Origin of the sequence: Dactylosporangium sp. NPDC051485 (assembly GCF_040682015.1) — a bacterium.
GTDB lineage: Bacteria > Actinomycetota > Actinomycetes > Mycobacteriales > Micromonosporaceae > Dactylosporangium.
Window position 1 is genome coordinate 1 of sequence record NZ_JBFAZW010000035.1, and the last position, 17178, is coordinate 17178.

16 protein-coding genes and 1 pseudogene are annotated in these 17178 nt (G+C 75.0%); 7 read left to right on the plus strand and 10 right to left on the minus strand.

Annotated features, from left to right (window positions below; genetic code table 11):
• On the minus strand, window positions 1-308 hold a 308-nt coding region (locus AB0M46_RS20995), incomplete at its 3' end, for a helix-turn-helix transcriptional regulator (protein ID WP_363338319.1).
• A 144-nt stretch (window positions 309-452) separates the two neighbouring features.
• Here AB0M46_RS20995 and metF point away from each other — a divergent pair.
• The gene (gene metF / locus AB0M46_RS21000) at window positions 453-1370 is read left to right on the plus strand and encodes a methylenetetrahydrofolate reductase [NAD(P)H] (RefSeq protein ID WP_363338321.1); all 918 of its coding nucleotides are present in this window, start codon (window positions 453-455) and stop codon (window positions 1368-1370) included.
• Complete coding sequence (locus AB0M46_RS21005) at window positions 1357-2019, plus strand: CDP-alcohol phosphatidyltransferase family protein (RefSeq protein ID WP_363338323.1); 663 nt, start codon at window positions 1357-1359, stop codon at window positions 2017-2019. The genes metF and AB0M46_RS21005 overlap by 14 nt, the downstream gene beginning before the upstream one ends.
• A gap of 61 nt (window positions 2020-2080) precedes the next feature.
• Here the strand turns inward: AB0M46_RS21005 and crtI are convergent, their stop codons facing one another.
• From crtI to AB0M46_RS21035, 6 genes are read right to left on the minus strand one after another with little or no spacing between them, the layout of a single operon-like run.
• Entirely contained in the window at window positions 2081-3517 is a 1437-nt protein-coding gene (gene crtI, locus AB0M46_RS21010) for a phytoene desaturase family protein (RefSeq protein ID WP_363338325.1), read from the minus strand.
• Complete coding sequence (locus tag AB0M46_RS21015) at window positions 3505-4590, minus strand: glycosyltransferase (protein WP_363338327.1); 1086 nt, start codon at window positions 4588-4590, stop codon at window positions 3505-3507. The genes crtI and AB0M46_RS21015 overlap by 13 nt, the downstream gene beginning before the upstream one ends.
• Complete coding sequence (locus AB0M46_RS21020; RefSeq protein WP_363338329.1) at window positions 4578-5315, minus strand: carotenoid biosynthesis protein; 738 nt, start codon at window positions 5313-5315, stop codon at window positions 4578-4580. Before AB0M46_RS21020 ends, AB0M46_RS21015 begins: the two co-directional genes overlap by 13 nt.
• A 19-nt stretch (window positions 5316-5334) precedes the next feature.
• On the minus strand, window positions 5335-5871 hold the full coding sequence (locus AB0M46_RS21025; protein WP_363338331.1) for a GNAT family N-acetyltransferase: 537 nt from the start codon (window positions 5869-5871) through the stop codon (window positions 5335-5337).
• Window positions 5868-6524, minus strand: a complete 657-nt coding sequence (locus tag AB0M46_RS21030; RefSeq protein ID WP_363338333.1) for a monooxygenase — start codon at window positions 6522-6524, stop codon at window positions 5868-5870. Before AB0M46_RS21030 ends, AB0M46_RS21025 begins: the two co-directional genes overlap by 4 nt.
• Entirely contained in the window at window positions 6521-7009 is a 489-nt protein-coding gene (locus AB0M46_RS21035; protein ID WP_363338335.1) for a YbaK/EbsC family protein, read from the minus strand. The genes AB0M46_RS21030 and AB0M46_RS21035 overlap by 4 nt, the downstream gene beginning before the upstream one ends.
• A gap of 610 nt (window positions 7010-7619) precedes the next feature.
• Here AB0M46_RS21035 and AB0M46_RS21040 point away from each other — a divergent pair.
• The 4 genes and pseudogenes from AB0M46_RS21040 to AB0M46_RS21055 all read left to right on the plus strand — a co-directional run bounded on the left by AB0M46_RS21040 (window position 7620) and on the right by AB0M46_RS21055 (window position 15067).
• Complete coding sequence (locus AB0M46_RS21040; RefSeq protein ID WP_363338337.1) at window positions 7620-8132, plus strand: SAV_6107 family HEPN domain-containing protein; 513 nt, start codon at window positions 7620-7622, stop codon at window positions 8130-8132.
• Window positions 8133-9252: 1120 nt separating this feature from the next.
• Window positions 9253-9918, plus strand: a pseudogene (locus tag AB0M46_RS21045) (hypothetical protein); the annotation flags it as partial.
• A gap of 206 nt (window positions 9919-10124) precedes the next feature.
• Window positions 10125-11657 carry a DNA polymerase Y family protein gene (locus tag AB0M46_RS21050; protein WP_363338339.1) on the plus strand — a complete coding sequence of 511 codons (1533 nt, stop codon included), beginning with the start codon at window positions 10125-10127 and terminating at the stop codon, window positions 11655-11657.
• Entirely contained in the window at window positions 11657-15067 is a 3411-nt protein-coding gene (locus AB0M46_RS21055; RefSeq protein ID WP_363338341.1) for an error-prone DNA polymerase, read from the plus strand. The genes AB0M46_RS21050 and AB0M46_RS21055 overlap by 1 nt, the downstream gene beginning before the upstream one ends.
• Here AB0M46_RS21055 and AB0M46_RS21060 read toward each other — a convergent pair.
• The 3 genes from AB0M46_RS21060 to AB0M46_RS21070 are packed head-to-tail and all read right to left on the minus strand — an operon-like array spanning window position 15064 to window position 16343.
• Window positions 15064-15540, minus strand: a complete 477-nt coding sequence (locus AB0M46_RS21060; RefSeq protein ID WP_363338343.1) for a hypothetical protein — start codon at window positions 15538-15540, stop codon at window positions 15064-15066. The two genes, AB0M46_RS21055 and AB0M46_RS21060, sit on opposite strands and share 4 nt — an antisense overlap.
• 19 nt (window positions 15541-15559) lie before the next feature.
• The gene (locus tag AB0M46_RS21065) at window positions 15560-15985 is read right to left on the minus strand and encodes a hypothetical protein (RefSeq protein ID WP_363338345.1); all 426 of its coding nucleotides are present in this window, start codon (window positions 15983-15985) and stop codon (window positions 15560-15562) included.
• Window positions 15978-16343 carry a hypothetical protein gene (locus AB0M46_RS21070; RefSeq protein WP_363338347.1) on the minus strand — a complete coding sequence of 122 codons (366 nt, stop codon included), beginning with the start codon at window positions 16341-16343 and terminating at the stop codon, window positions 15978-15980. Before AB0M46_RS21070 ends, AB0M46_RS21065 begins: the two co-directional genes overlap by 8 nt.
• A 192-nt stretch (window positions 16344-16535) precedes the next feature.
• On the opposite strand from AB0M46_RS21070, the gene AB0M46_RS21075 reads away from it, so the two are divergent.
• Window positions 16536-16970: a hypothetical protein gene (locus AB0M46_RS21075; RefSeq protein ID WP_363338349.1), complete on the plus strand. Its 435-nt coding sequence runs from the start codon at window positions 16536-16538 to the stop codon at window positions 16968-16970.
• The last annotated feature ends 208 nt before the right edge of the window (window positions 16971-17178 follow it).

Consider the following 17178-nt stretch of genomic DNA (forward strand, 5'->3'; position numbering starts at 1 on the left):
GCCGGCTCGGGCGTGCGAGCCGGCGGCGGTGGGGTGCGCAGCCGACGGGACCGGGCGGCGGCGCGCTCGAGGTCGGTGGGCGACACCTGCAGCACCAACGCGAGCCAGGCCAGCCACGGCGGACCCGGAATGCGGTCGCCGCGCTCCCACCGCGACACCTCGTGCCGTGTGATCGTCGGCACGCCGGCGGCGGCGCACAGCATCTCGGCCAGGCGCAGCTGCGAGCGGCCCCGCGCCAGGCGCAGGCGGGTCAGCAAGGCGCCGAACGACTCGGTGGCGGGCTGGCGCCCGCCCGGTTGGCCAGGCATTGCTCACCTCCTGCGACCAGTGACCCCACCCGAACGATGTCCACCCCCGTTGTACCCCGGGGGTACGACAGAATTCCCGGTCCGGCAGCGCCCCGCAGCTCGCGGGACTGCCTACCTGCGGGGGTTGGGCACTACGCTCGGGGCGTGGCTCTCGGACTTCCCTCTGTCATGGCTGGTGGACCCGCGTCGATCGGCGACCTGATCGCGCACCACGGGCCCACGATCTCGTTCGAGTTCTCGCCGCCGAAGACGGCCGAGGGCGAGCGGCAGCTGTGGCAGGCGATCCGGGAGCTCGAGTCGCTGCAGCCCTCGTTCGTCTCGATCACGTACGGCGCGGGCGGCTCCACCCGCGACACCACCGTGGCGGTCACCGAGCGCGTCGCGACCGAGACCACGCTGCTGCCGATGGCGCACCTGACCGCCGTCAACCACTCGATCGCCGAGCTGCGCAACGTGATCGGGCAGCTCGCCGGGGCCGGGATCCGCAACTTCCTGCTCGTGCGGGGCGACCCGCCGGGCGACCCGACGGCGGAGTGGGTCCGCCACCCCGAGGGCGTGCTCTACGCCGAGGAACTGGTCCAGCTGGTCCACGAGGCCGGGGACTTCAGCATCGGCGTGGCCGCGTTCCCGTTCAAGCACCCGCGCTCGCCCGACGTGGAGGCCGACACGGCCAACTTCGTGCGCAAGTGCCGGGCCGGCGCCGACTTCGCCATCACGCAGATGTTCTTCGACGTCGACGACTACCTGCGGCTGCGCGACCGGGTCGCCGCGGCCGGGTGCGACACGCCGATCGTGGCCGGGATCATGCCGGTCACCGCCATCGGCACCATCGCCCGGTCGCAGCAGCTCTCCGGCGCCCCGTTCCCGCCGGCGCTCGCCGCGCGCTTCGAGCGGATCGCCGACGACCCGCAGGCGGTGCGCCGCCTGGGCGTCGACCACGCCACCGAGATGGGCCAGCGCCTGCTCGACGAGGGCGTCCCCGGCATCCACTTCATCACCTTCAACCGGTCCACCGCGACCCGCGAGGTGTGGCAGCAGCTCGGCGTCGGTGCGCGGGCCTGACCCGCTCGGCTGGGACCAGTACTGCGCGCGCTGGTCCCTCACCCACGGCGGCTACGACCCGCGCCGGGCCTCGCCCCCGGTCCGCGGCTGGCTGCGCCTCGGCCACCGGCTGGGCACCGCGCTGGTCCGCCTGGGCGTGCGCAGCCCCGACGCGGTGACCCTCGCCGGCCTGCTGCTCTCCGCGGCGGTACCGCTGAGCGCCCCCGCATTCCCCGCCGGCCCCCTGGTGGCGGCGTTGCTGGTGCTCTTCTCCGCCGTCGCCGACACCATCGACGGCGTGCTGGCGGTGATCGCCGACCGCGCCACCCGCATGGGCCAGGTGTACGACGCCGCCGCCGACCGCCTGAGCGAGGCCGCCTGGCTGCTGGCCTTCACGCTGCTCGGCGCGCCACCGTGGCTGACCGTCGCCGCGGGCGCCGCGATGTGGCTGCACGAGTACGTCCGGGCCCGCGCCACGGCCGCCGGCATGAGCGACATCGGCACGATCACGGTCGCCGAGCGCCCGACCCGCGTCCTGGTCACCGTCTTCGGCCTCCTGGCGACCCTGGCCGACCCGCGCGCCGCCACCGTCACGGCCGCGATCGCCCTGGCCCTGTCCCTGATCGGCCTGGCCCAGCTCGTATCCGCCGTGCGCAAGGCCCTGCGCTGAACCGGTGCACATCCCCGACCCGATGTACCTGCCGGAGAACAGGCAGCGCACATGAAGTCGCTCAGCCGGCTCCGATGAGGTCCGCCACGATCTTTGCGGACAGCATCACGAGGGGCAGGCCGCCGCCCGGGTGCACCGACCCGCCGACGAGGAACAGCCCGCGCACCGGCGCGCGGTTGGGCGGGCGCAGCAGCCCGTGGGCGGCCGTACCGTAGATGGCCCCACCGGGGGAGAGGGTCGCCGCCTCCAGGTCGGCCGGCGTGCGCACCTCGCGGAAGAGCAGCCGCTCCCGCACGTCGAAGCCGCGCGCCGCGAGCACCTCCAGCACCCGGTCTGCGTAGCCGGGCGCGACCGACGGCCAGTCGACCGGGCCCTGCGGGGCGGCGTTGACGAGCACGAACCAGGCCTCGTACCCCTCCGGCCGCACCAGCGGATCGTCGGCCACGGTCACGAAGACGGTGGGGTCGGCGGCCGGCGACGGCGCGCTGCCGAATATGGCGTCGAACTCGGCGTCGTAGTCGCGCGGGAAGAGGACCGTGTGGTGCGCCAGCCCCGGCGTGCGCCCCTGCACGCCGAGGAGCAGCACGAAGCCGCCCAGGCTGCGCGCGTGCAGCCGGCGGGCCTGCCGAGGGGCGGGGAGCAGGTCGCGGTACACGTGCAGCGCGTCGGCGTTGGCCACCACCACGTCGGCGGGCACCACGGCGCCGTCGGCCAGCACCACGCCGGCCGCGCGGGAGCCCTCCACGGCGATCGAGCGCACCGCGGTGCCGGTGCGCACCACGACCCCCAGCTCCGCGCAGCGCTCCAGCAGCGCGCCGGCCAGGGTGCCCAGGCCCCCGCGCAGGTACCAGCCGCCGAAGGCCAGCTCGGCGTAGGGGACGGCCAGCAGGGCGGCGGGGGCGCGGCGGGGGTCGGCGCCGGTGTACGTCGCGTAGCGGTCCAGCAGCACGCGCAGCCGCGGGTCGCGCAGGTGCGTGCGCCCGAGGCCGCGCAGCGTGCGCCCGGGCGCGATGGCGGCGAGGTCGCCGAGGCGCCAGGCCAGCCCGGCCATGCGCACCGGGTCCACCGGGCTGGTCAGCACGTGCCGCCAGGACGCCTCCCAGACCCGCCCGGCCCGCCGCCACAGCCGCCGCCAGTCCGCGGCCGCGTCCGCGCCCAGGGTCTCGGCGATGCGCTCGGCGAACCGCTCGCCGGGGGCCGAATCGAGGACGGTGCCGTCGGCGAAGCGGTGCCGCACGATCGGATCGAGCGGCGTCAGGTCCAGTCCGCCCCCGCCGGTGGCGGCGAAGAGCTCGGCGGCCACCTGCGGCAGCGTGAAGAGGCTCGGCCCGGTGTCGAACGTGAAGGTCCCGGCCTCGGTCGCCCGCTCGTGGCGCCCGAGCTTCCCGCCGACCACCCCCGCCTGCTCGAAGACCGTCACGCGATGCCCGGCCGCGGCCAGCCGCGCGGCCGCCGAGAGCCCCCCGACGCCGGCCCCGACGACGATCACCGCAGCCACGTCGGGCGCCCCTTCCACGTGGTGCTGGCCCGTCGCCGGTAGGAGCGGGCGACCAGCCAGGCGAAGAGCAGTACCGACGCGGGATGCGCGAGCGCGTCGGGGAACGCCCGGCCGCCGGACGCGCGGGCGCTGACCACCCGGCCGGCCACACCGAGCGTGTAGGCGGCCAGCCCCGCCCACTGTCCGAAGAAGACGGTCGCGGGGAGGGCGACGTACAGCGCGAGCAGCAGCGCGAGCACCGCCACCGCGCCGGCCGGCGAGCCGAACGAGGCCCACAGCGACTTGCTGTAGCCGTCGGCCAGCTCGCGCCAGGAGGTGTACATCCGGCAGCGGGCCAGCGCCGCGCCGTCCGCCAGCGCGATCCGCCCGCCGGCCCGCTTCACCGCCCGGGCCAGCTCGATGTCCTCGAGCACCTTGTCCCGCACGGCCGCGTGGCCACCGGCACGCTCGTAGGCCTCGCGCCGTACGACCAGGAACTGACCACCGGCGGCGGCCAGCGACGGGCGGGGCGAGCGCTCCATCGCCCGCAGCGGCAGGAACGTGAGCCACGACCACTGCAGCAGCGGCTGGACGAGCCGCTCGCCGGGACTGCCGGCCTCGATGCGCGGATATGGGCTCAGCAGATCCACCCCGGTCGTCCTCAGCAGCGCGACCGCGCGCGCCACCGCGTCCGGGGCGAGCACCACGTCGGCGTCGAGGAACACGAGCACCTCGGCGTCCCCGGCCGCGTCGGCGAGCTGCTGGCACGCGTGTGGCTTGCCGAGCCACCCCTGCGGCAGCGCCCGCCCGCTCAGCAGCGTCGCGCGACCCCCGGCCACGCGCCGGACGACATCCGCGGTGCCATCGGCCGACCCGTCGTCGAGCACCAGCAGGCGTACGGCGGGAGGCAGCGCCAGCAGCGCCCGCAGGCACGGCTCGACCCGCCCGGCCTCGTCGCGCAGCGGCAGCAGCACGGCGACCTCCCCGGGCCCGGGCGCGGGCGCGGCGGCCGGCGGGCGGCGCAGCAGGCGGGCGTTGACCAGCGTGTGCACCAGCAGCGCGGCCAGCGCCGCGCACCCGATCAGCGGCGCCACAGCCGCACCGCCAGCGGGATCGCGACCAGCCCCATGCCCACGGCCCCCCAGGCGGCCGAGGCCGGCAGGCCCAGGAAGATCCCGTGGGCCATGATGCTGGAGACGTACGTCCACAGGTACATCGCGTACATCGGCGCGTCGTCGCCCGGTCGCGCGGGGTCGTCCCCGAGGGCCAGGCGCAGCAGGGCCATCAGCGCGACGGCGACGCCCAGCCAGCCCAGGTAGTTGGTGAGCGGGATGTCCGCCACGCCAGGGAGCGCCAGCGATGTCGTGTGCCACAGCCAGTACCGCTGCGACACCATCTGCGGATCGAGGAACAGGTCCCACGCGGCGAGCCCGGCCCCGGCCACGGCGACGCGCGCGACCGGGCGGGTGGTCAGCCGGGCCGCCGCCACCCACGCCGGCCAGGCCATCCACGTCCAGGCCAGCGGGATGACCAGCGGCACGCCGAGCAGCCGCGGGCCGAGCGCGCCGGTGTAGTCGTAGTCGCCGAACGGGTAGCCGGTGCTCCGCCCGGCGGCCTCGACCGCGAGGCCGCCGCCGGCCGTGATCAGCACCAGCAGCGCGGCCGCGCGCGGGCCCCTCGAGGCGTAGGCGTGGCCCACGGACAGCAGGAAGCCGATGGCGACGGTGACGACGACGAGCGCCGCGCGGGCGTGTCCTGCGGTGAGTGGATAGCCGATCTCGGCGAGCACCAGGGCGCCGAGGCCGATCCACGGTCTCACACGGGAACGGTCCACGGTCTCACAGGGGAAGTTGCCGGCCGAGCACGGCGAACGGGCGGTCGTCGCCCGGGAAGTTGAAGTGGCGCAGGACGTCGACGAAGCCGAACCGGCGGTACAGCCGCCAGGCCCTGGACGTGGCCTCGGGCGCCTCGGGCGTGGACAGCAGCACGGTGCGGTGCGGCGCGTTGGTGAGCAGGTCGTGCAGCTGGCGCGCGCCGATGCCGTTGCCCTGGGCGTGCGGGCGGACATGCAGCTCGACCAGTTCGAAGCAGTCGGCGAGCCAGTGCTTGCGCGCGTCCCGCTTCAGGGCGTTGCGCACCTGGTCGTGCCACCACTGGCCGGGGGCGCCGCGGTAGCCGTACCCGAAGCCGAGCAGGTTGTTCTCGTCGTCGAGGGTCGCGACCGCCTGGAACGACTCGCGGCGGGTGTGCCCGGCGACGTAGCCGCGGCGGGTCTGCAGCAGCTGCACGGAGTACCCCATGGCCTCGCCGTAGACGGCGATGACGTCGTCGAGGTGGTCGAGCAGGTCCTCGCCGCGCCACCGCACCAGCCTCACTGGCCGTCCCTCCACCCGATCACCTCTCGGTCGCCGTCGATGTCGAGCACGCGGAACCGGGCGAACAGCTCCTCGGCGTACCAGCCCTGCCGCGGGGTGCGCGCCACGACCGCGGCGTGCTGCGGCCGACGGTACGCGAATCGCACGACGTCCGCCGCGCAGCGCCAGACGCTGACCGTGCCCTGGAATCCTACGGGGGCCTCCCCGATGCCGAAGGCGCAGTGCAGCCCCTCGGCGTTGCGCAGGTCACGCGCAACGGGATCGATGGCCCGCCAGAAGGCCACCGCCCGCGCGGCCCGCAGCCGGGCCCGCGTGATCACGGCCACGGGCTGGTCGCCCGATCCTTGCGGGCCCGTGGGCGTGAACGGCGACGATCCCGACCAGGTGCCGCGGCTCGCGATCGGCTCCAGGGTCAGCGTGCAGCTGCTCACCGCCCCCCGCATCGGCGGGCGCACCGCCGGCTCGCCCACGACGATCGCCGCCCACCGGGTCAGGTCGGCCGCACCCACCCCGAACTCGCGCCCTTTCCCGGTGCCGAGCAGCTTGGCGAAGCCGGCACGTTCGCGGATCTTCCGCCGATCGACGGCCATGGACCAGAACATCGCGGGCACCGCGCGCGCCGGCACCCGCCAGACGTGGAGGCGCGCGATCACGCCACTTCGGCGGGGGTACCGCTGGTGACGCGCACCAGCTCGGCGTACGTGATCGGGAAGACCGCCTGCGGAATCCCGCCCGCCGCCCAGACCTCGTCGAACCGCCCGAGCTCGACGTCGACCAGCGTCCGCACCGGCTTGGGGTGCCCCAGCGGCGAGACCCCGCCGATGACCTGCCCGGTGTGCAGCCGGACGAAGTCGGCCTCGGCCCGCTTGACCTTGCCCAGCCCGAGCAGCGCCGCGACCTTCCCGGTGTCGACCCGGTGCGCCCCGGAGGTGAGCACGAGCAGCGGCTCCCCGTCGGCGTTGAAGATCAGCGAGTTGGCGATCTGCCCGACCTCGATACCGATGGCCGCCGCCGCGGCGGCCGCGGTGTGCACCGGCTCGGTGAGCACCGTGACCCGGCAGGGCTCGCCGGCCGCGTTGCGCGCATCGGCGGCGTCGAGCGCGTCCTGGATCGCCTGCACGTTGGGATGGGGTTGCATGGTCTCTATCTTGCCTGTCCGCGGCCGGGTTCTGTCGTACCCCCTCGCTAGGGTGCGGGTTGTGCCCGGCTTCCTGCCCACCCCATCGGGGGCGGGGGATGACGGCCCTTCGGGGGCGGGGGACGAGGGCTCTTGGGGGGCGGGGACGACGGCCCTTCGGGGCGGGGGCGATCGCCCTCACCCCCACCGGCGGCGGGGATGATCACCCGAACATCTGTTCGAAATTTCTCCCCCAACCATTGCCACCCCCCACCCACCGCAGTGTAGTCTTAACCCATCGAACGGATGTTCGAACTGCTTCGGGGAAAGCGATTCGCGGCGCCCACCCCGAGCGCGGTCCGCGACACCGCGGAGGCCAGATTTTCGCGGGTCTGGCCTCAGGCGGGGCCGCCGCTCGTCGCCCACGACCCCCGGGCGGCGGGCGGCGACCCAGCCGGCCGGGTGTGGTGTGGGGAAGCTCCACGCCCGGCCGGCGCGCCGTCGCTCATCGCGGACCCGGCACCCGTTCGCCCGCGTGCCGCTGCGACTCCCCCCGCAGCCGGCGCGACAAGCGCCCCAGGGCGCACCACAGGCACCGACTTGCCACCGCACCACCCGAGGGAGAGAGCACATGCCGACGAACCGTTCGACCACCTCGTCCAACGTCAGTCGCTTCCCGGCCCCCACGTCGGCCGGAGCGCCGTCCCGGCAGCAGCTCCAGGTCCCCGCACACGCCCTCCCGCACCGCACCCCGCGCGAGCTGCTGACCATGGCCCGCCACGGCCTGGAAGAGGCCGCCGAGATCCGCGCCGACGGCATGCGCTACGCCACCGCCCACCTGGCCGCCCTGCGCGCCGCGGCCGCGGTCCTGGCCGCCCGCGCCGTCCCCGCCGCCCCCGGCCGCCGCAGCCGCGTGACCAGCGTCTGGTCCCTCCTGGTCCTGGTCGCCCCCGAGCTGACCGAGTGGGCCTCCTTCTTCGCCGCGGGCGCCAGCAAGCGCTCCGCCGCCGAGGCCGGCATCCCCCGCGTGGTGAGCGCCCGCGAGGCCGACGACCTGATGCGCGCCGCCGAGCAGTTCATCGCCGTGATCGAGGTCGCCCTGGGCTACTCCTACCAGCCACGGCTCGAGGGCCTGGCCAGCTGACCCGCCCCGCCATCCACCTTCGGTCCGTACCCCGGTGCCCACCCACGTGCCCACGCTCCCCGGCCGCGCCCACCAGCCCCCCGCGCCCGGCGCTCCCGCGCGCCTCGCCGCTCCCACTCCGACGCCCGCCTCCCAGGCGCTCCCCGGCGCGCACCCCGTGCCCACGCGCCCCGGCCGCGCCCGCCGGCCCTCCCGGCCGGCGCGCCCCACCCTCCCCGTCCCGCCGCCCACCTTCACTCCAGTGCCGACCCGCCGCGCGGCCTCCCCGTGGGTCGCCCGCCTCGCCTCGGCGCCGATCGTCCGCGTGGCCTTGCACCTCGCCCGGGCGCCGATCTTCCGCGCGGCCTCCCCGTGGGTCGTCCACTTCTCCTCGGCGCCGGGCGTCCGCGTGGCCTTGCCGGAGGTTGTTCACCTCACCCGGGCGTCGATCTTCCGCGAGGCATTCCCGCCGGTTGCCGGCGTCGTCCCGGCGTCGGCGGCCTGTGCTGGTCGGCCGTCCCGCGCGTGCTCCGCCGCTTTCCTTTGCTCTGCTGCGGGGCGTTCCGGTCGCATCCATCGGGGCTCGGCCGCCGGTCTCCGGGCCGTCGCGGCGTGTCTTGCCCCTCAGGGTCTGGTGCCTTCCGCTCTTCGGCCCGTCTCGGTATCGGCCGCCGGTTACTTCCCCCTTCCGGCTGCCGTTCCGTTGTCGCGTGCCCGGGTGGCGGTGGCCCGTGAGGCCCTCCCGTCGCGGCGTTCGTCGCGCCTCGGGGGTGAGGGGCCGCCTCGCCGTACCTGAGGGCGGCGGAGGTCCACGGGGCTCCAGTGCGAATGAGCTTTCGGGCGATTTGCCCATATTTATCGGTGTTTATCGCTCGGGGTTCAGCCGGGCGAGCGAGTGGCAGGACAGTGGGGGAGCAAGGCCGTGGCTGGCATGTCGGCTTCGGTGGCCGCCGAGTTCGACGACGAGGCGTACGACGAGGCGCGTCCCGAGGACGACGACTGGGCATCGGTCGCCGTCGTCGGCGGGCGCTCGACGCCTCGTCGGCTCGAGCGGGTGGCCGCCGATCCGGACGGGCGCGGCGCCGAGGACTCCGGGCTGAGCCCCGTCGGCGGTTCGAACCGGCAAGCTCCGGGCGAGCGGCTGCGAGGCGCGGCCCGGCGGGCGGCCGGGCTGCAGGTGGTGAGGGCGGCTGACCTGGGCGGCGCGGTGCGGGCGGCCGGGCTGGGCGGCGCGGTGCGCACGGCCGGGGAGCACGCCGCCGCCGAGGTGGGCGTTACCCGGACGCTGCCGGTGCTCTCGGGGCTGCGGGCCCTGCTGCCGGGCGGCGGGCTGCGGCGCGGGGCGACGATCGCGGTGCACACCTCCTCGGTCCTGCTCGCGCTGCTCGCCGCCGCCTCGCGGGCCGGGTCGTGGTGTGCGGTCGTGGGGTTGCCGGGGCTCAGCCCGATCGCCGCGGCCGAGATGGGGATCGCGCTGGAGCGGCTGGCGCTGGTGCCGCATCCGGGGACCGAGTGGACCACCATCGTGGCCGCGCTGCTCGACGGGGTGGACATCGTCGTGGCGGCGCCGCCCGGGCCGGTGGCGCCGGTGGTGGCCGGGCGGCTGGCGGCCCGGGCCCGGCAGCGGGGGAGCGTGTTCATGCCCGCAGGGGCGTGGACGGGGGCCGACCTGACCGTCGCGCCGGTGCGCGGGGCCTGGGGCGGCCTCGGCGCCGGGCGGGGGCGGCTGCGGGGGCGGGAGATGACCATCCAGGCCCGCGGGCGGGGGGCGGCCTCGGCGCCGCGCGAGGTGACCCTGTGGCTGCCGGCGGTGCAGGGCGTACTCCCGCCGGTCAGCCGAGGCGCCGAGGCCGGCGAGCGAAAGGCCGGCGGGCGGGAGATCGGCGAGCGAAAGGTCAGCGTGCGGGAAGTCAGCGGGCGGGAGATCGGCGGGTGGGAGGCCGGCGGGCGGGGAGCCGGTGGGTGGGAGGCCGGTGGGCGAGAGGCCGGCGGGGACACGTTGCGCAGGGTGGGGTGAGGACGGTGCGGACGATCGTGGTGTGGTGCCCCGACTGGCCGGTGATCGCGGCCGAGATCGTGGACGGGTACCCGGCGCACGAGGCGGTGGCGGTCATGCACGCCAACCGGGTGCTCGTCGCGTCCCCGGCGGCGCGCGAGGAAGGCGTGCGGCGGGGGCTGCGCAAGCGCGAGGCGCAGGGGCGTTGCCCGCACCTCATCGTGCTCGAGCACGATCCGGGGCGGGACATGCGGGCCTTCGAGCCGGTCCTCGCGGCGGTCGAGCACATTGCGGCCGGGGTGGAGACGCTGCGGCCCGGGGCCTGTGCGCTCGGGGCGCGCGGGCCGGCGCGGTACCACGGCGGGGAGGCCGCGGCGGCCGAGCGGATCGTCGAGCACATCGCGCAGCAGTGCGACGTCGAGGCGCAGGTCGGCATCGCCGACGGGACGTTCGCGGCGGGGCTCGCGGCGCGGGCCGGGGTCATCGTGCCGGACGGGGAGACCGCGCAGTTCCTGGAGGGGCTGAGCATCGGGGCGCTCGGGCGGCCGTCGCTGGTCGACCTGCTGCGCCGCCTCGGCATCCACACGCTCGGGGAGTTCGCGGCGCTGCCGGGGGCCGACGTGCTCGAGCGGTTCGGGTTCGACGCGGCGCTCGCGCACCGGCTCGCCGGGGGGCGCGACGAGCGGCCGCTCGCGCCGCGCCGGCCGCCGGTCGACCTCGACGTGAGCGAGGCGTTCGACGAGCCGGTCGACCGGGTCGACGCGGCGGCGTTCGCGGCCCGGGCGCTCGCCGAGCGGCTGCACGAGCGGCTCGGGGCGCACGGGCTGGCCTGCACCCGGCTGGCCATCGAGGCGGTCACCGAGACGGGGGAGGAGCTGGTCCGCACCTGGCGCCACGACGGCCTGCTGAGCGTGAACGCCATCGCCGACCGCCTGCGCTGGCAGCTCGACGGCTGGCTGCGCGGGTCCCGCAGCCGGGCGGCGGGGATCATCCGGCTGCGGCTGGTGCCGGAGGGGGTGATCGAGCATCTCGGGCTGCAGCCGGGGCTCTGGGGGGAGGCCGGCGACGAGCGCGACCGCGCGCACCGGGCGTTCTCCCGGGTCCAGGGCCTGCTCGGCCCCGACGCGGTGCTCACCGCCGTGCTCGATGGCGGGCGGGCCGACCGCAGCCGCATCCGGCTCGTGGCCTGGGGCGACGAGCGGGTCGCCCAAGGGGCCGAGGCGCCGTGGCCCGGCCGGGTGCCCGGGCCGAGCCCCGCCACCGTGTACGCCGAACCGCTGCCGGCCGAGGTGGTCGACATCGAGGGGCAGCCCGTGCGCGTCGGCGGGCGACTCGAGCTCAGCGCCGTACCGGCGAAGGCTCGAATCGGCGGCGAAGAGCACTTCGTCGGGATCGTCGGGTGGGCCGGCCCCTGGCCCGTGGACGAGCGCTGGTGGGCGGAGGGCGAGTCGTGGCGGGTGGCCCGGTTCCAGCTGCAGCTGGCCGACGACCGGGCCTTCTCCGCGGTACTGCGCAACGGTGCCTGGTTCATGGAAGCGCTGTACGACTGATGGGCTTCAACAACCCCGACATCCCGTGGTCGGAGCTGGAACGGCGGCTCTCCGGGCGCAGGCCGGACGGCAAGGGCTGGGAGCCGCCCGGGCCCGGCTACCACCCCGACGTGCTCGCGGCCGACCACGGCGACGGCGGCGACTCGCCGGCCTGGTCCCGCAAGCGCGCCGAGTACCAGGCGCCGGCGCTCGTGCGGCCCGACGACCCGGTGCCCTACGCCGAGCTGCACTGCCACAGCAACTTCAGCTTCCTCGACGGGGCCAGCCACCCCGAGGAGCTGGTCGAGACGGCGGCCCGGCTCGGGCTGCCGGCCGTGGCGATCACCGACCACGACGGGTTCTACGGCGTGGTGCGCTTCGCCGAGGCGGCGCGGGCGCTGGAGGTGCGCACCGTCTTCGGCGCGGAGCTGTCCCTCGGGCTGCCCGGCCCGCAGAACGGCGAGCCGGACCCGGCCGGGCGGCACCTGCTGCTGCTCGCCCGCGGCCCCGAGGGCTACGCCCGGCTGTCCCGCGTCATCAGCGAGGCGCACCTGCGGGGCGAGGAGAAGGGCCGCCCGGTGTACGACCTGGAGTCCGCCGCCGCCGACCTGCGCGACCACGTCGTGGCGCTCACCGGCTGCCGCAAGGGGCACGTGCCCGCCGCGCTGCTGCGCGACGGCCCCGACGCGGCCGCCGCGGAGCTGGACCGGCTGGTGGCGCTGTTCGGTCCCGGGTCGGTGGCCGTCGAGCTGACCTCGCACGGCGACCCGCTCGACGACGAGCGCAACGACGCGCTGGCCGACCTGGCGGACCGGTTCGGCCTTCCGGTCGTGGCCACGAACAACGTCCACTACGCGGGCCCCGCGCGGCGCCGGCTGGCCACCGCGCTGGCCGCCGTGCGGGCCCGCCGCAGCCTCGACGAGATCGACGGGTGGCTCCCCGCGGCCGGCACCGCGCACCTGCGCAGCGGCGCCGAGATGGCCGCCCGGTTCGCCGCGTTCCCCGATGCGGTACCGCATGCCGCCGCCCTGGGCGAGGAACTGTCCTTCGACCTGCAGCTGGTCGCGCCGAACCTGCCGGCGTACCCCGTCCCGGTCGCGGGCGTGTCGGAGATGCAGTGGCTGCGCCACCTCACGGCGCAGGGCGCGGCGGAGCGGTACCCCGGCAATCAGAAGGCCCATGAGCAGCTCGAACACGAGCTGGCGCTGATCGAGGAGCTGGATTTTCCGGGGTACTTCCTGGTCGTGCACGACATCGTGACGTTCTGCCGCAGCAACGGCATCTACTGCCAGGGCCGCGGCTCGGCGGCCAACTCGGCCGTGTGCTACGCCCTGAAGATCACCAACGTCGACGCGGTGCGCTGGGGCCTGCTCTTCGAGCGCTTCCTGTCCCCGGAGCGCGACGGCCCGCCCGACATCGACATCGACATCGAGTCGGACCGCCGCGAGGAGGTCATCCAGCACGTGTACGGCAAGTACGGCCGCACGTTCACCGCCCAGGTGGCCAACGTCATCTCGTACCGCCCGAAGTCCGCGATCCGCGACATGGCCAAGGCGTTCGGCCACTCCCCGGGCCAGCAGGACGCGTGGAGCAAGCAGGTCGAGCATTGGGGCTATGTGAGCGCGAGGAGTGAGCCTGCGAGCCCCGCAGTCGCGAACGCGGAACATGCGGTCGCGACCGCCGAGCTGGAAGAGATCCCGTCCCAGGTCGTGGACTTCGCCAACGAGCTGCTCACGTTCCCGCGTCACCTGGGCATCCACTCCGGCGGCATGGTCATCTGCGACCGCCCGGTGATCGAGGTCTGCCCCGTCGAGCACGCCCGCATGGCGCACCGCACCGTCCTGCAGTGGGACAAGGACGACTGCGCCTCCGTCGGCCTGGTCAAGTTCGATCTCCTGGGGCTGGGCATGCTCTCGGCGCTGCGGTACGCGTTCGAGATGATCGACTCCGAGCTGGACATCGCCCACATGCCCCTGGACGACCCCGAGGTCTACGACATGCTCTGCCGGGCCGACTCGGTGGGCGTGTTCCAGGTGGAGAGCCGCGCCCAGATGGCCACCCTGCCGCGCCTGAAGCCCCGCACGTTCTACGACCTCGTCGTCGAGGTCGCCCTGATCCGCCCGGGCCCGATCCAGGGTGGCTCGGTCCACCCGTACATCCGGCGCAAGAACGGCCTGGAGGAGATCTCCTACCCGCACCCGCTCCTGGAACCGTCCCTGGAGAAGACGCTGGGCGTGCCGCTGTTCCAGGAGCAGCTCATGCAGATGGCCATTGACGTGGCCGGCTTCACCCCGGCCGAGTCCGACGAGCTGCGCCGGGCCATGGGCTCGAAGCGCTCGATGGAGCGCATGACCGCGATCCGCGCCCGCCTCTTCGCCGGCATGGCCCGCAACGGCATCACCGGCCCGCTGGCCGAGGAGCTCTTCGACAAGCTGTCCGCGTTCGCCAACTACGGCTTCCCGGAGAGCCACGCGATGAGCTTCGCCTACCTGGTGTACGCGAGCGCGTGGCTGAAGCGCTACCACCCGGCCGCCTTCTGCGCCGCCCTGCTCAACGCCCAGCCGATGGGCTTCTACTCCCCGCAGAGCCTGGTCGACGACGCCCGCCGCCACGGCGTGACGGTCCTGCGCCCCGACATCAACCGCAGCGCCGCCATGGCCACCCTGCAACCGCCCGCACACCCGCCGGACGGCGCCGGCGCGCGGCCGCGCGACTGGGGCCGCGGCGGCCCGATCGTGCGGCTGGGCCTGAAGGCGGTGCGCTCGCTGGGCGCGAAGGTGGCCGAGCGGATCGAGGCCGAACGCCTGGCCGGCGGCCCGTACGCCTCGATGGCCGACCTCGCCCGCCGCGCCGCCCTCACCACGGCCCACCTCGAGGCGCTGGCGACCGCCGACGCGTTCGCCGGCCTCGGGCTGACCCGCCGCGAGGCGCTGTGGGCGGCTGGCGCGGCGGCCAAGGAGACCGTGGGCCGGCTGCCCGGCACCACCGGCGGGACCACGGCCCCGATGCTGCCCGGCATGGACGCCGTCGAGCGCATGGTCGCCGACATCTGGGCGACCGGCCTGGCCCCGGACGCGCACCCGGCGCAGTTCGCCCGGCCGTACCTCGACACGATCGGCGCGTTCGCGGTCGAGGCGCTGCACGGGGTCGAGGCCGGCCGGCGGGTGTCGGTCGGCGGGATCGTCACGCACCGGCAGCGGCCGGCGACTGCGGGCGGGGTGACGTTCATCAACCTCGAGGACGAGACCGGCATGCTCAACGTGACCTGCACGCCGGGGCTCTGGCAGCGGTACCGCAAGGTCGCCCGCACGGCCAACGCCATGCTCGTGCGGGGGATCCTCGAGCGGGTGGAGGGGGTGCTCAACCTGCGGGCCGACCACCTCGCGGTGCTGGCCCTGCCGATCCGGTCCCCGTCCCGCGACTTCCGTTAGCTGGACGGGAGAGCCCGCCGGATCTCGGCGGCGGAGGCCGCGTGGACGAACTCCCAGTCGATCAGGATCCGCTGACGGTCGAGGGGGTCGACGCGCACCGACAGCGGGCGGCCGTTGCTCAGCAGGCCCAGCGCGATGAGCGGCACGTAGTCCTGCACCGTCGTGTCGTAGGTGCCGTGGCCCGGTGCGGTGATCCGCAGGTCCAACGCCACCTGCGGCTGGTCGTTGACCGACACGCCGGTCTGGCGGGCGGCCAGGACCTGGGCCGTGCCGACGACGGCCCGCAGGCGCAGGGCGCGGGCCTGGGCGGCGCGCATCGAGAACCGCACGCCGACCCAGAACAGCAGCGCGGAGGCCACGATCAGCGCGCCGCCCACGTACGCGAGCGTGACGTCGGCGCCGAGGGTGAGGAAGCCGACGCCCAGGGCCAGTTCCAGGGCGGCGACCGCGAACAGCACGCGGGATGAGGTCATGCCGCGAATGTTCGCTGCGTCAGTCCTTCGGCGCAGTCGCAGAGGCGACGGGGTCGCGTCGGGAGGTTCGCCAAAGCCAGAAGAGGCCGACGAACGGCAGCACCAGCGGGACGTAGCCGTAGCCCTGCCCGAAGCCGGACCAGACCGTGGCGTCCGGGAACGCGTCCTTGTCGAGGAGGCTGGCGGTGCCCACGGCGAGCACCCCGACCAGCTCGAAGGCGACCGCGGCGACGGCGACGCGGCGGGCCGTCGCGCTGGAGCGGGCCAGGGCGACGGTCGCGACGATGTAGACGAGGGCGGCGAGGGCCGAGAGGGTGAACGCCAGGGGAGCCTCGCGGAACTTCGAGGCGATCTGCACGCTCGCGCGGGCGCCGGCGGACAGGGCGAAGACGCCGTAGATGGCCACGAGCACGCGGCCGGGGCCCTTGTTGGTTGGTTCAGCCATTCCAGATCTGCCCGAGTCGCAGGATGAGCACGGGCACGATCACCGCGGCCGCGCCGATGAGCAGGGAGCCCCACCGGGTCGGCTCCATGCGGGCCAGCACCGCGCCGGCCGGGGGGAGCAGGGCGGCGGTGAGCAGGTACCCGACGAGCGTGACCTGCTCGTCGCCGGTCTGCGGGCCCTGGCCGCCGGCCATGCGCACGGCCAGCACGACGACCTGGACGAGCACCAGCAGCTCGACCACGCCGAGGCCGGCGAAGAGCGGCCGGGTCGGCTCCCGGTGCCGGAAGAACTCGGCGAACGCCCAGACGGCGAGCGCCAGCGACAGCACGTGGATGGCGACTGCCAGCGGCCCGATCACGGCGGACAGCGTATCCGGCGGCCCCGGAGACCTCCCCGTGGCCCGACCCGAACACGCCAAAGCCCGACAGCCAAGCCGCTGTGCGCATGGTGCACTTCTGTCGGCTACCCGCCATTGGCAGGTTTCCGGGATTGCACGGCCCGGCGGTGGCCGTACCGTTCCAGGCAACGCCAGGACGACCTAGGGGAACAGATGAGCGACTTCGACGCCGGTGACAGCGGCTACGACGGCGGCCACGACAGCGTGGACTACGGCCACGTCAGCGCCGGCCAGGAGCACGACGCGCTGAACCAGCTGCACCAGGCTCACGGTTCGGAGGCCGACTACAACAACCAGTTCGGCACCTACGAGAACGACCACCACGCCGACACGTCCACGGACTACGCGCACGGCACCCACGTCGAGTTCGACCAGGCCCCGGCCGTGCACTACGAGGCCGACGACCAGACCAGCTACAGCCACGACGCCTCGGTCGACGACCACGTGTTCGGCGCCGAGGGCAGCGAGAACGCGCACCAGGGCCAGTTCGGCGAGCTCGACGCCCTGCAGTCGCGCTTCGACACCGCCTTCGCCGAGGGCACCCAGTTCCACGGCGGCGAGGGCCACCTGGGCGTCGCCTCCAGCTGAACACCGCCAAAAGGCCCGGCCAACGCGTTGGCCGGGCCTTTTTCGCCCCCATTTCCGGACATAAGCCCCGGTCAGCTGCGAAAAGCCTCGTCCGTATCCCTCCCCGGGCGCCGTGTGTGCACCGCTCGCACTGTTTCAGCGGCTGCGCTCGATCCGCGGTGTCCGACGAGGGGAACTCCGACGCGGAACGAGGTCGACCCCGCGCTCT